General features: G+C 71.5%; 13 protein-coding genes and 1 pseudogene. 7 read left to right on the top strand and 7 right to left on the bottom strand.

Annotated elements, in window-relative coordinates; translation table 11 throughout:
• Positions 1-88 precede the first annotated feature (88 nt).
• From efeO to ACZ562_RS19300, 4 genes are read left to right on the top strand one after another with little or no spacing between them, the layout of a single operon-like run.
• Positions 89-1,237 (top strand): iron uptake system protein EfeO, encoded by a 1,149-nt coding sequence (gene efeO / locus ACZ562_RS19285; RefSeq protein ID WP_471180279.1) that lies wholly within the window; start codon positions 89-91, stop codon positions 1,235-1,237.
• A gap of 9 nt (positions 1,238-1,246) precedes the next feature.
• Positions 1,247-2,539: an iron uptake transporter deferrochelatase/peroxidase subunit gene (efeB, locus tag ACZ562_RS19290; protein WP_471180281.1), complete on the top strand. Its 1,293-nt coding sequence runs from the start codon at positions 1,247-1,249 to the stop codon at positions 2,537-2,539.
• Positions 2,540-2,543: 4 nt separating this feature from the next.
• Positions 2,544-3,416 (top strand): iron uptake transporter permease EfeU, encoded by an 873-nt coding sequence (gene efeU, locus ACZ562_RS19295; protein WP_471180284.1) that lies wholly within the window; start codon positions 2,544-2,546, stop codon positions 3,414-3,416.
• Entirely contained in the window at positions 3,376-4,377 is a 1,002-nt protein-coding gene (locus ACZ562_RS19300) for an SCO2278 family lipoprotein (RefSeq protein WP_471180286.1), read from the top strand. The genes efeU and ACZ562_RS19300 overlap by 41 nt, the downstream gene beginning before the upstream one ends.
• Positions 4,378-4,416: 39 nt before the next feature.
• On the opposite strand, the gene ACZ562_RS19305 is transcribed toward ACZ562_RS19300, so the two are convergent.
• From ACZ562_RS19305 to ACZ562_RS19325, 5 genes are all read right to left on the bottom strand, one after another.
• The gene (locus tag ACZ562_RS19305) at positions 4,417-5,154 is read right to left on the bottom strand and encodes a bifunctional DNA primase/polymerase (RefSeq protein ID WP_471180289.1); all 738 of its coding nucleotides are present in this window, start codon (positions 5,152-5,154) and stop codon (positions 4,417-4,419) included.
• A 105-nt stretch (positions 5,155-5,259) separates the two neighbouring features.
• The gene (locus tag ACZ562_RS19310; RefSeq protein ID WP_471180292.1) at positions 5,260-5,889 is read right to left on the bottom strand and encodes a TetR/AcrR family transcriptional regulator; all 630 of its coding nucleotides are present in this window, start codon (positions 5,887-5,889) and stop codon (positions 5,260-5,262) included.
• A 90-nt stretch (positions 5,890-5,979) separates the two neighbouring features.
• Positions 5,980-6,975: a small ribosomal subunit Rsm22 family protein gene (locus tag ACZ562_RS19315; RefSeq protein ID WP_471180294.1), complete on the bottom strand. Its 996-nt coding sequence runs from the start codon at positions 6,973-6,975 to the stop codon at positions 5,980-5,982.
• Between the two features lie 173 nt (positions 6,976-7,148).
• Positions 7,149-8,336, bottom strand: coding sequence for a serine hydrolase domain-containing protein (locus tag ACZ562_RS19320; RefSeq protein WP_471180297.1), 1,188 nt, complete (start codon positions 8,334-8,336; stop codon positions 7,149-7,151).
• The gene (locus ACZ562_RS19325) at positions 8,288-9,583 is read right to left on the bottom strand and encodes a multidrug effflux MFS transporter (RefSeq protein ID WP_471180299.1); all 1,296 of its coding nucleotides are present in this window, start codon (positions 9,581-9,583) and stop codon (positions 8,288-8,290) included. Before ACZ562_RS19325 ends, ACZ562_RS19320 begins: the two co-directional genes overlap by 49 nt.
• 86 nt (positions 9,584-9,669) lie before the next feature.
• On the opposite strand from ACZ562_RS19325, the gene ACZ562_RS19330 reads away from it, so the two are divergent.
• The gene (locus tag ACZ562_RS19330) at positions 9,670-10,677 is read left to right on the top strand and encodes a Gfo/Idh/MocA family protein (RefSeq protein ID WP_471180301.1); all 1,008 of its coding nucleotides are present in this window, start codon (positions 9,670-9,672) and stop codon (positions 10,675-10,677) included.
• Between the two features lie 101 nt (positions 10,678-10,778).
• Positions 10,779-10,991: pseudogene (locus ACZ562_RS19335) on the top strand (hypothetical protein); the annotation flags it as partial.
• A gap of 285 nt (positions 10,992-11,276) precedes the next feature.
• Here ACZ562_RS19335 and ACZ562_RS19340 read toward each other — a convergent pair.
• The gene (locus ACZ562_RS19340) at positions 11,277-11,603 is read right to left on the bottom strand and encodes a nuclear transport factor 2-like protein (RefSeq protein WP_471180304.1); all 327 of its coding nucleotides are present in this window, start codon (positions 11,601-11,603) and stop codon (positions 11,277-11,279) included.
• A 171-nt stretch (positions 11,604-11,774) separates the two neighbouring features.
• On the opposite strand from ACZ562_RS19340, the gene ACZ562_RS19345 reads away from it, so the two are divergent.
• Entirely contained in the window at positions 11,775-12,341 is a 567-nt protein-coding gene (locus tag ACZ562_RS19345; RefSeq protein WP_471180307.1) for a DoxX family protein, read from the top strand.
• 51 nt (positions 12,342-12,392) lie between these two features.
• On the opposite strand, the gene ACZ562_RS19350 is transcribed toward ACZ562_RS19345, so the two are convergent.
• A partial coding sequence (locus ACZ562_RS19350) for an MFS transporter (RefSeq protein WP_471180308.1) occupies positions 12,393-13,287 on the bottom strand: 895 nt, incomplete at its 5' end.

Consider the following 13,287-nt stretch of genomic DNA (forward strand, 5'->3'; position numbering starts at 1 on the left):
CGCAGGTAAGGCTCGGTTAAGTTAGGCGAGCCTCACCAATCCTTGTGAGTCCCGTCACGCGATTTTTCAGCCATCCTCGGGAGCCCGAATGCGAGCCGCCAGACTGTCCGTCGTCACCGCCGTTGCCACAGCGGCGGCTCTGACCGCCGTCACGGGGTGCACCGAGAAAAGTGACGCCAAGGGCCACGGCGCCATCCAGGTGACGGCCACGGACTCCAAGTGCGAGGTGTCCCAGAAGGAGTTCCCTGCCGGGCACATCGAGCTGGCCATCGCCAACAAGGGCTCCAAGGTCACCGAGGTCTACGTGCTCTTCCCGGACGACCGGATCGTCACCGAGCGCGAGAACATCGGCCCCGGCACCAAGCAGACGGTGACCGCCGAGGTGAAGGCCGGCGACTACACGATCGCCTGCAAGCCCGGCATGAAGGGCAAGGGCATCCGCCAGACCGTCACGGCCACCGGCGGCAAGGTCGCCAAGCGCGACCCGCGCCTGGACGAGGCCGTGGCCGCCTACCGCGAGTACGCACAGGCGCAGGCCGACGAGACGCTGCCCAAGGTCGGGACCTTCGTGAAGGCGGTCAAGGCCGGCGACCTGGAGGCGGCGAAGGCGGCCTACGCGCCCTCCCGCATCGGCTGGGAGCGCACCGAGCCGGTCGCCGAGTCCTTCGGTGACATCGACCCGAAGGTCGACGTCCGCGAGGACGGCCTGGAGGAGGGCCAGGACCCGGCCACGGACTGGACCGGCTGGCACCGCCTGGAGAAGGCCCTCTGGCAGGACAAGAAGATCACCGACCGCGAGAAGCAGCTCGCCGACCAGCTGACGACCGACCTCGAGGACTGGCAGAAGCGGGTCGGCAAGGCCGAGATCACCCCGACCTCCATGGCCAACGGCGCCAAGGAGCTGCTCGACGAGGTCGCCACCGGCAAGGTCACCGGTGAGGAGGAGCGCTACTCGCACACCGACCTGGTCGACTTCAAGGCGAACATCGAGGGCGCGCAGAAGTCGTACGACCTGCTCAAGCCGGTCGCCCAGGAGAACGACGCGGCGCTGGTCACCGAGCTCGACAAGCAGTTCGCCGCGCTGAACACGCTGCTCGACAAGTACCGCACGGACAAGAACTCCTATGACTTCACCTCGTACGACAAGGTCGGCGAGGACGACCGCAAGGAGCTGTCGGACGCGGTGAACGCGCTCGCGGAGCCGCTGTCCAAGCTCGCCGCCGCCGTCGTGAAGTAAGGGACTGACATGACCGACACGACCGGCACGACCGGCACGACCCCTTCGGAAGCCACCCCGGCCGCGCCGTCCCGGCGTTCGCTGATCGGCTGGGGCGGTGCCGGGCTCGCGCTCGGCGCCGCCGCGGCCGGCGGCGCGGCGGCGATGGCCCGTACGGGCGACGACGTGCAGCCGACCGCGGCCGAGACGGGCGCCGCGATCACCTTCCACGGCGCCCATCAGGCGGGCATAGCGACCCCCGTACAGGACCGGCTGCACTTCGCCGCGTTCGACGTGCAGACCGACGACCGCGCCGAGTTCGTCCAGATGCTGAAGGACTGGACGGCGGCCGCACGCCGGATGACCGGCGGGCAGACGGTCGGCGAGGGCGCGTACGGCGGTCTGGCCGAGGCGCCGCCGGACGACACCGGTGAGGCGCTGGGCCTCAAGCCGTCGCGGCTGACGCTGACGATCGGGTTCGGTCCGTCGTTGTTCGAGAAGTTCGGTCTCGCGGACCGGCGGCCCGAGGCCCTGGTCGATCTGCCGAAGTTCCCCGGCGACGCCCTCGACAAGGCCCGCAGCAACGGCGACCTGTGCATCCAGGCCTGCGCGGACGACCCGCAGGTCGCCGTGCACGCGATCCGCAACCTCGCCCGGATCGGCTTCGGCAAGGTCGTCATCCGCTGGTCGCAGCTCGGCTTCGGCAAGACGTCGTCGACGACGCCGGAGGCGCAGACCCCGCGCAATCTCATGGGTTTCAAGGACGGCACCCGCAACATCGCGGGCACGGAGACCGGCCGGCTGAAGAAGTTCGTGTGGGTCGACGGCAAGGACGTCGACGCGAAGTCGGCCTGGATGACCGGCGGTTCGTACCTGGTCGCCCGCCGCATCCGTATGCACATCGAGACCTGGGACCGCACCTCCCTGCAGGAGCAGGAGGACATCTTCGGCCGCGACAAGGGCGAGGGCGCTCCGGTCGGCAAGGCCAAGGAGCGCGACAAGCCGTTCCTCAAGGCGATGAAGCCCGACGCGCACGTCCGGCTCGCGCACCCCGACTCCAACGACGGGGCGACGCTGCTGCGCCGCGGCTACTCGTTCACCGACGGCACGGACGGCCTCGGCCGTCTGGAGGCGGGCCTGTTCTTCCTGGCCTACCAGCGGGACGTCCGCAAGGGCTTCATCCCGGTGCAGCGCAACCTCTCGCGCCTCGACGCCCTCAACGAGTACATCCAGCACGTGAGTTCGGCGGTCTTCGCGATCCCGCCCGGCGTCCGCGACAAGGACGACTGGTGGGGCCGGGCGCTGTTCTCCGAGGAGGCGTGAGCCCGTGTTCTCCAACTACCTGATCGGTCTGCGCGAGGGCCTGGAGGCCAGCCTCGTCGTCTGCATCCTGATCGCCTACCTGGTCAAGACGGGCCGCCGGGACGCCCTGAAGCCCATCTGGATCGGCATCGGCGTCGCCGTCGGTATCGCGCTCGGCTTCGGCTGCGCGCTCGAATTCGGCTCGCAGGAGCTGACGTTCGAGGCGCAGGAGGCGCTCGGCGGCACCTTGTCGATCCTCGCGGTCGGTCTGGTGACCTGGATGGTGTTCTGGATGCGGCGCACCGCCCGGCACCTGAAGTCGGAGCTGCACGACAAGCTGGACGCGGCCCTGCAGATGGGCACGGGCGCGCTGGTCGCCACGGCGTTCCTCGCGGTGGGCCGGGAGGGCCTGGAGACGGCCCTGTTCGTGTGGGCGTCGGTGCACGCCGCCAGTGACGGCACGCCCCGCCCGCTGATCGGCGTGGCCCTGGGCATCGCGACCGCGGTGTTCCTGGGCTGGCTGTTCTACCGCGGCGCCCTGCGGATCAACCTCGCCAAGTTCTTCACCTGGACCGGCGGCATGCTGGTCGTCGTGGCCGCGGGCGTCCTGGCGTACGGCGTCCACGACCTCCAGGAGGCCGACTGGATCCCGGGCCTGAACAGCCTGGCCTTCGACATCACCGGCACCGTCCCGCCGGACAGCTGGTACGGCACCCTCCTGAAGGGCGTCTTCAACTTCCAGCCCGACCCGACGGTCCTCCAGGTCACGGTGTGGCTGCTGTACTTGATCCCGACGCTCGCCCTCTTCCTCGCCCCGGTAGGGTTCGCCTCCGGGAAGGGGAAGGTGAAAGAACCTGATGACCAGGGATCGCGGCCCTCGAAGGCTCCGCAGGCTTGACCGGAGCGCACTGATAGCGGCCTCGCTGACCGCTTTGTCGTTGACGGCGAGCGGGTGCGTGGTGGTCCACGGCGAGAAGGAAGTGCTCCCCGCCACCACGAGAGCCGAGGCCGCGAAGGCGCTGACGCAGTTCACCACCGCGTACAACAAGGCCGACGAGGCGTTCGACAGCTCGCTCGACGCCGCCCATGTCACCGGTGCCCTCGGTGACATCGACGCGGCACGGCTGAAGGCCGGTCAGGTCACCAACCCGGACGGCAATCCCTCGCATTCGCCGCTGAAGCTGTCGGACGCGAAGTTCACCATCCCCAAGAAGGCGGGCTGGCCGCGCTGGTTCGTCGCCGACGCGCACGGCAACAAGGGGGGCGAGCTGCGCTGGCTCCTTGTGTTCACCCGCAGCGGCCTGGACGATCCGTGGCAGGTGGCGTTCCTGACGCTGGTGGCCGCGGACGACGTACCGGAGTTCAAGAAGGACGCGGACGGCTGGGCCGAGGCGGTGCCCGCGGACTCCACCGGACTCGCCGTGGCGCCCGCGGACTTGAGCAAGGACTACGCGGCGTACCTCAAGAGCGGAGGCAAGACCTTCGCCAACGGCACACACACCAGCCTGTGGCGCAAGCAGCGCGCGAAGGAGGGCAGAAAGCCGGGCCTCGTCACGCAGTACATCGACGAGCCGCTGACCGGCGGTGACTACGCCCCGCTGGCGCTGCGCACCACGGACGGCGGCGCGCTCGTGTTCTTCACCACCCGCCGCTACCAGAAGCAGACCGCCGCGGCGGGCACCTCGATCCCCACCCCGAACGAGAACGTGCAGGCCCTGACGACCGGCGAGATCAAGCAGTCACTGACGACGGAGTTCGTCTCCAACGAGGTGGCCCTGGACCCGAAGCAGGGCGCGGGCGGCGGCCAGGTGTCGATCCTGGGCCGTATCGAGGGGATGACCTCGGCGCAGGGGTCCTAGTGGCGCTTCAGCGGCACCAGGACCTGTCGTCCGCAGTTGTCAGCGGCGCAGCGGCCAGGCCGTGCTCGCGTGGTCGGGCTGCGCGCCGACGTGGCGGGCGCATGCGTCGGTGAGGACTTCCAGCATGGTCAGCGGGTCGGGCAAGGGGTGTTCGAGGCCGCGGACCCAGTGCACACTCTGGTCGTCGCCGGGCAGCCGGGCGGGCGGTACGAGGACGTAGGACCCGCGGCAGTGCCAGCGCAGCCCGGGATGCTCGTCCATCGTCTCGGGGTGGCAGTCCAGCTCGCACGGCCACCACTCGTCCTCGTCCTCGGGCGTTCCGCGGGTGAGGGTGAAGAACAGCATGCGGCCGTCGTCGCTCTCGGCGGCCGGGCCGACGTCGATGCCGGAGGCGAGCAGCCGCTCCAGCGCCTCGCGGCCGGCTTCGAGAGGCACGTCGAGGACGTCGTGCACCATGCCGGTCGCGGTGATGAAGTTGGCCTGCGGCTGGTGCCGGGCCCAGCGCTCGATCTGCGCCCTGTCGGTCGTGGACTGGGTCTGCCAGGCGAACGACACCGGGTGCCGGGCCGGGGTCGGACAGCCGACGCGGTCGCAGGAACAGCGGTAGCCGGGGGCAGGGTACGCGGCGGGCGCGAGCGGCAGTCCCGCTCCGGCGGCGGCGAGCAGCAGGGTCTCACGGCCGCCGTCGTCGGCGGCGGCTTCCTTCGGACGGCGTCCTCGCAGCCACTGGGAGAGTTTGCCCTGCCGGCCGGTGCGACCGCCGAACTCCGCGCTCATCTATCCCCTCGCCTCGCTGTCGTGCGGAACAGCATGCCCTATGGTCCCACCTTCTTGCGCCGCGGGGGGGCCGGTGCCGGCATCCGGGACAGCAGGACGAGACGCTCAGCGGGGTGCGAGGCCGTGCAACGCGTAGTCGACGAGGGTGTCGGTGTACTCGTAGGAGATCGGGGCGGTGCGCTGGAGCCAGCGCTGGGCCAGCGGCGAGACGAAGAGTTCGAGGGCGATACGCGGGTCCGTCCCGGGGCGTACGTCACCGGCTCGCTGCGCGGAGCGCAGCCGGTCGGCGTACAGCTGGAGCGAGGGTTCGAGGAGCTTGGCCACGAACTCCCGGCCGAGCTGTTCGTCGACGACGCCCTCGGCGGCCAGGGCACGGGACGGGGCCTCGAAGCCGGGGTTCTTCAGCTCGTCGACGGTGGCCCGAAGCACGGCCTTGAGGTCGGCGGCGAGGTCGCCGGTGTCCGGGATGGCGTACGGCTCCTGGCCGGCCTTCCGGGACGCCCGTTCACCGAGGTCGAGGAAGGCCTCCAGGAGGACGTCCGCCTTCGACGACCACCATCGGTAGATCGTCTGCTTGCCGACGCCGGCGCGAGCGGCGATGCCCTCGATCGTGGTCTTCGGGTAGCCGGCCTCGGCGACCAGGGCGAGGGCGGCGTCGTAGATCGCGCGGCGTGACTTCTCGCTGCGGCGGGCCGGGTCCGGGGTCTGCTTGTCGGGGGCGGGCTGCTTGACCATGGGCCGACGGTATCAAGGAGGTGAGACGGGGCGTCTCGTCACGGGCGCGGGCGCTGGCGGGAAAGGGGCCAGGCCCGGGGGCGGGGCCTCCTACGTCTCGGAGGCGTACGGCGGCCAGGCGTCGCCCCAGTCCGCGTCCCGGGCCGCCTTGTACAGGTCGCCGTGGCGTTTGGTGACCGTCGTGCGGCTCAGCCGCTCGTCGGCCTCACACAGGTCGAGGAGCACCTGGCCCTTGCGGATCTGGGGGCGCCGGACCACGCGGGAGGGGGCCGGAGCGACCGGGAGGCGGGTGGCGGCGACGTAGCTGAACTTCTCGTCCTCGTAGGCGAGGGAGCCGCCCTTGACCTGGCGGTGCAGGGAGGAGCGGCTGACCCTGGCCGAGAAGTGGCACCAGTCCGTGCCGGGAACGATGGGGCAGGCGGCGCTGTGCGGGCAGGGTGCGGCGACGTGGAAGCCGGCGGCGACCAGGCGGTCGCGGGCCTCGATGACACGGGCGTAGCCGGCCGGAGTACCGGCCTCGACGATCACGACGGCCTGCGCGGCGGCCGCGGCGAGGTCGACGAGACGGGCGCGGTCGGGGGCGGTCAGCTCGTTGAGGACGTAGGAGACGGTGACGAGGTCGGTGCTGTCGAGGGTGAGCTCCGCCCCGATGCGGGAGCGCTGCCAGCGGACGTCCCGCAGGGCCGGGCGGGCGGCGGCGATCTCCCGGCCGAGGGCGAGCGCGGGCTCGGCCCAGTCGAGCACGGTCACCGGCCGTGTGCCGTCCCAGGTGGCGCTGACGGCCCAGGTGGCGGCACCGGTGCCGCCACCGACGTCGACATGGCTGCCGGGCACCCACTCGGGCACGGCCCGGGCGAACGACTCCAGGGCCGACCGCACCGCCTCGAAGGTCGCGGGCATCCGGTACGCGGCGTAGGCGGCCACGTCGGCGCGGTCGCGCAGGATGGGGGCGTCGGTGGGGGTGGCCCCCCGGTAGTTGGCGATCAGCCGGTCCACGGCGGAGGCTGCCTGCTTGGGCGGGAGCCCGTCGAGAAGGCCGGCCAGGGCGGTACGCAGGGTCTCGGCCGGGGGTACGGGGGCGTTCACTCGGCGATTCTAAGTGCGCGCCGTGCGGATGCGGGCCTCCCCGGGGGCTCCGCCCCCAGACCCCGGCCTGTCCGGGGCGGGGGCCGCCCAGCCACCACCCGGCTCCGTCGGCCGAGAGGCGGCCGACGTCGGCTGCGCTCCCAGATCCCGCTCCGGCCTGAACGGCCTCGTCCTCACCCGCCGGACGGGCGGGCGTACACAGCCCGCGCCAACCGTGTCGCCGCCGCTGCCCTCGGCCGGCTGTCCGGCGCCCGTCTGCGGGGATGCACCGTGTTCGCCAGCAGCACCACGAACGTGTCCGTCACCGGGTCCAGTACCAGCGAGGTCCCCGTGAATCCCGTGTGGCCCGCGGCTCCCTGCCCCGCCAGCTCTCCCATGAACCACGGCTGGTCGAGGGCGAAGCCGAGGCCCGGCGGGGTGAGGAGGAGCTCGACGAAGTCGGCGCCGAGGATGCGGGCGGGACCGTACGAGCCGCCCGCGAGCAGTGTGCGGCAGAAGACCGCCAGGTCGCGGCCCGTGGAGAACAGGCCCGCGTGGCCCGCCACTCCGCCCAGCGCCCACGCGTTCTCGTCGTGCACCTCGCCCCGCAGCATCCCCCGGTCCGCCTTGGCCCACGGCCGTCGCTGGTCCTCGGTCGCCGCCGCGCCGGGGCACGGTCCGAAACGGGTCGAGGTCATCCCCAGCGGCCGGGTGATCCCGTCGTGGACGAGGACGTCGAGCGTGCGGCCGGTGATGCGTTCCAGGACGTGCTGGAGCAGGAGCAGGTTGAGGTCCGAGTAGGTGTAGGTGCCGGACACGCCGACCGGTGCCTCCGCCCGCAGCAGCGCGAGCCGTGCCGCGTCGTCCGGGCAGTCGTACAGCGGGAGTTCGGGCCGCAGCCCGGAGGTGTGGGTGAGCAGCTCCCGTACGGTGATGCCGTGCTGTGCGGCCGCGCGGAACCCGGGCAGGTAGGCGCCCACCCGGGCGTCGATGCCGAGCGTGCCGCGCTCGATCTGCTGCACGGCGGCGACGGCGGTGAACAGCTTGGTGAGGGAGGCCAGGTCGAAGGGGGTGTCGACGGTGGCCGGGACCCGTGCGGCGGGCGGCAGTTCCACTCCCGTGTCCGTCTCGGGGTCGTAGGACGCATAGCGCACGGCCCAGCCCGCGGCCTCCTCGACGGCGATCACCGGGCCGCGCCCGGCGACCACGACGGCGCCCGCCGCCCAGGGCCGTTCCCCTCTGGTGAGGGCATGGACCTCGGCGACGAGGTGGTCGAGTTCCGCAGGGTCGAGTCCGGCCCGTTCCGGTGTGTCCCTGCGCAGTCTCGGTGCGCTCAGCTTTCGGCCCCTTCCACACTCGCACGCCCGTTCCGGGGACGGCACATACCCACGAAACAGGCCAGTGCCACCAGTGCGGCGGCCAGTTGGACGACGGCCATCGGGACTGCGGTGCGCTCCCCCGCGACCCCGACCAGCGGGGAGGCGATCGCGCCGATGAGGAAGGAGGACGTACCGAGCAGGGCGGACGCGGAGCCGGCCGAGTGCCTGGTACGCAGGAGGGCGAGGGTCTGCGCGTTGGGCAGGGTGACGCCCATCGCGGACATCAGCACGAAGAGCGCCGCGGCGACCGGGGCGAGGCCGACCTCGCCGAAGACGCCGGCCGAGATCAGCAGCAGGAAGGTCGCGGCGACGACCACCACGGCGAGGCCCGCGGCCAGCACCCGGTCCAGGCTGACCCGCCCGACCAGCACCTTGCCGTTGATCTGGCCGACGACCACCAGCCCGACCGAGTTGAGGCCGAACAGCAGGCTGAAGGTCTGCGGGGAGGCGCCGTAGATCTCCTGGATCACGAACGGCGAGGCCGCGATGTAGGCGAACAGCGCGGCGAAGGCGAAGCCGCCCGCGAGCATGTAGCCGGTGAAGGGGAGGTCGGCCAGCAGGCCGCGCATGGAGCGCACGGTCTCGCCGACACCGCCGGCATGGCGCTCGGCGGGTTCGAGTGTCTCGGGGAGCTTCGCCCAGACGGCACCGGCGAGCAGCACCCCCACGCCGGTCAGCACCACGAACACCCCCCGCCACTCCGTCACGCGCAGGATCTGGCCGCCGATGAGCGGTGCGACGACCGGGGCGGTCCCGGAGATCAGCATGAGGCTGGAGAAGAAGCGGGCCATGGCGACGCCCTCGTACAGGTCGCGGACGACGGCCCGCGCGATCACTATCCCCGCGGCGCCCGCGAGGCCCTGCGCCAGCCGGAATGCGGCCAGGAACTCGACGGTGGGTGCGAGGGCGCACAGGGCGGTGGCGAGGACGTACACGGCGAGACCGGCGAGCAGCGGGCGCCTGCGGCCCCACCTGTCGCTCATCGGGCCGACCACGAGCTGTCCCAGCGCCATGCCGGCCAGGCACGCGGTCAGGGTGAGCTGAACGGTCGCGGCGGGTGCGTGCAGGGACTTCGTGACCTCGGGGAGCGCGGGGAGGTACATGTCCATCGCCAGCGGCGGCGTGGCGGTGAGACCGCCCAGGACGAGCATGACGAGGAAGCCGGTGCGGCGGACGGCGCGGACAGGCGGCCGTGTGCCCGCCACGGCCGCCTGATCGAGGTCCGCCGTCGGCCCCCCACGCTCGGGCATGTGCCCCTCCCTCTCCGAGTGCTCCGCCACCTATGCTCTCAGCTCGTACACGGTGCCGAGGGTCATGTGAGCGAGGGTGGGGCGGGATGACGGAGCAGAGGGTGCGCTGGGGGATCCTGGCGACCGGGGGGATCGCGGCCACGTTCACGGCGGATCTCGTGGATCTCCCGGACGCCGAGGTCGTGGCGGTGGCCTCGCGTTCACAGGACTCGGCGAAGGCGTTCGCCGAGCGGTTCGGGATACCCCGGGCGTACGGCGGCTGGGACGCGCTCGCACAGGACGAGGACATCGATGTCGTCTATGTCGCCACCCCGCACTCGGCGCACCGGGCGGCCGCCGGTCTGTGCCTGGAGTCCGGGCGGAACGTGCTGTGCGAGAAGGCGTTCACTCTGAACGCGCCCGAGGCCGAGGAGCTGGTCGCGCTGGCGAAGGAGCGCGGCAGCTTCCTGATGGAGGCCATGTGGATGTACTGCCACCCGCTCGTCCGGCGGCTCAAGGCGCTGGTAGACGACGGTGCGATCGGCGAAGTGCGCAGCGTGCACGCCGACTTCGGACTGGCCGGCCCCTTCCCGCCCTCGCACCGGCTGCGTGACCCCGCGCAGGGCGGCGGCGCGCTGCTGGACCTCGGGGTGTACCCGGTGTCGTTCGCGCAGCTGCTGCTCGGCGAGCCGGTGGACGTCATGGCGCGGTCGACGCTCTCCGAGGAGGGCGTCGACCTCCAGACGGGCGCGCTGCTGTCCTGGGAGAGCGGGGCGCTCGCCTCGGTGCACTGCTCGGTCGTCGGCGGCACCGCCACCACCGCTTCCGTCACCGGCTCGAAGGGCCGCATCGACATCCCGTACGGCTTCTTCCACCCGGACCGCTTCGTGCTCCACCGCGACGGCCGTGACCCTGAGGAGTTCGCCGCCGACCCGGCGCAGGGGCCGCGCAACAGCCTCAAGCACGAGGCCCGGGAGGTGATGCGCGCCCTGCGGGCCGGCGAGACCGAATCGCCGCTGGTCCCCCTGGAGGGCACGCTCGCGGTGATGCGGACACTCGACGCGATCCGTGACCGTGTCGGCGTCCGCTATCCGTCGGAGCTGATGCCGGCCTGATCGTCCTGGCCACGCTGCGGCCCGAAGGACGGCATGCGGAGTGACGGGCAGCAGAGCGGCGGACAGCGTGGCACCCGGGCGAGGGTCGGCGTGATGCGGCGCGGACCGGCGTACCGCAGGCCAACGGCGAGATGGTGCCCGACCCCGTGATGGACGTCGCCGACGTGGCGCGCACGGTGCGGCACATGGCGGAGCTGCCGCCGGAGGCGAACGTGCAGTTCGCGACGGTAATGGCGACGACGATGCCGTTCGTGGGACGCGGCTGCGCGCGACCGGGGGACCGTCAAGTCCTCAACCTGCACAATCGGAATTGAGCATTCCGCACCATATAAGCCGGTAGCAGGCTTATGCTCTACATCTCCTCCATCAGAGCTTCACACTTGCAGCACAGAGCTTCCGCAGACCACACCGATGGGGGAGGCGGCAGCCGTTCCACGGCACCGGGTGGGGGTGGACCTCGCGTGGAACCGCGAGGTACGCACCGGTCCGTGGAGCGGCTGCCGAGCTGTCTCACCGAATTCCGAGTCCGCGCCGCCCATTCTCAGGCCCTGCACATCCCTTGCTCGGCAGCGCCCAATCCGAGCGACGATACGGGCCTTTCAGGCCTGGCCGGTCTCGAAGCGGGAGATCTTGCCGTCGCCCTCGACCTCGAACTGCCACTTGGTACGCATCTCGCCCCAGGTGTCGTTGCTGTACCGGGCGAGGATGGCGCGGCCGCCCTGGGACTCGTTGTCGACCTCCAGGTGACCGTGGGAGGAGAAGATCTCCCGGTCGATCCAGTCGGTGAGGTCGCGGTCCGAGCCGTCGTCCGACATGGTCGCGTCGTCCGTGAGGAGCTCCAGGAAGCCCTCCCGGTCGTGGGCGTTGACGGCGGACACGAAGGCCCGGACAGACGGGTCGCTGAGTCTGGCGGTCTGAATCGTCATGCCAGCCAGACTCACACCGCTCACGGGGGCCCGCCACCCGAACGGCGGCCCGAGCGGGCCCGCCGGGTGTCAGGAGTGCGACGGTGGAAACGCGAAGGGGATTTGTTCTTGCTGTCTGATCCTGCTGTCTTATCCGGCTGTCTGAGCCTGCTGTCTTATCCAGGAGTCATCGTGAGTGGATACGAACGACGTGATCTGGGCCTGCTGCTGCTTCGGCTGGGCGTCGGCGGAGTACTGGCGGCGCACGGCACGCAGAAACTGTTCGGCTGGTTCGGCGGGCACGGCATCGAGGGAACCGGCCAGTTCATGGAGTCCGTCGGGTATGCGCCCGGAAAGGCGAGCGCGACGGCGTCGGGGCTGGCCGAGACCGGTGGCGGCACGCTGTTGGCACTGGGGCTGGCGACCCCGGCCGCGGGCGCGGCGGCGGCCGGTGCGATGGCGGGCGCGGCCGCGGTACACGCGCCGAACGGCTTCTTCAACATGGAGGGCGGCTACGAGTACGCGGCGACCCTGGGCCTGACGGCGGCCGGCCTCGCGATCACGGGACCCGGCCGCCTCTCCCTGGACCACGCGCTCGGCCACGCGGTCGACCGCGGCTGGATGGTCCCGGCGGCGTTCGCGGCGACGGGCCTCGTGACGGCACTGGTCGTGGGCGCACGCAACCGGCGGGTACGGAAGCCGAAGGAGGGCGAACAGGGGACGTTGTTCGAGGGGGAGGAATCGCTCTTCGGCGAGTAGCGGGCACAGGGGATACGAGGTCGTGCTTCACTGAGGCCCCTCCCCGCGTTCTCAGGCCACCGACTCCGGCACCGGCACCGGCACCGGCGTGCCCGCCGGGGCGCCGGGTCTCGGGGGCTTCGCCGTCACCATCAGGCCCGCGATCAGGCCGGCCAGCAGCATGATGCCGACGGCCCACCACATGGCGACCGTGTAGCCCTGGACGACGCCCTCCCGGGTGACCTGTGCCCTCTGCCCGGGGTCGTGGAGATGGGCGGCGATGTAGGCCGTGCTGCTGGTCGTGGCGATCGTGTTGAGCAGGGCCGTGCCGATGGAACCTCCCACCTGCTGCGAGGTGTTGAGGGTGGCGGAGGTGACGCCGGAGTCCTGCGGGGCGACACCCGCGGTCGCGGTGGCGAACACCGGCATGAAGGTCAGGCCCACGCCCAGGCCCATCAGGAGCAGCGCGGGCAGGATCTCCGTCGCGTACGCGCTGTCCAAGGTCATCTGCGCGAGGATCGCCATGCCGCCGGCGGCCAGGACTATGCCGGGGACCATCAGCATGCGCGGCGGCACACGGCCCATCAGCCGGGCCGAGATCTGGGTGGAGCCGATGATCATCGCCGCGCTGAGGGGAAGGAGCGCGAGGCCCGTCTTCAGCGGCGAGTACTCGAGAATGACCTGCAGGTAGTAGGTCATGAACAGGAACAGGCCGAACACGCCGATGACGGCGAGCCCCATGGCCAGGAAGCAGCCGGCCCGGTTGCGGTCCTTGACGATGTGGAGCGGCAGCAGCGGCATCGGCGCCCTGGACTGCCACCACACGAACACCACGAGCAGGACGACCCCGGCCGCGAACAGGGCCAGCACCCGCGGGTCCGTCCAGCCGCGTGGCTGGGCCTCGCTGAAGCCGTAGACGATCGCGACGAGGCCGCCGCAGCCCAGCACGGCGCCGGGCACGTCGAGG

The sequence above is a fragment of the Streptomyces sp. NPDC040410 genome (genome assembly GCF_055595715.1).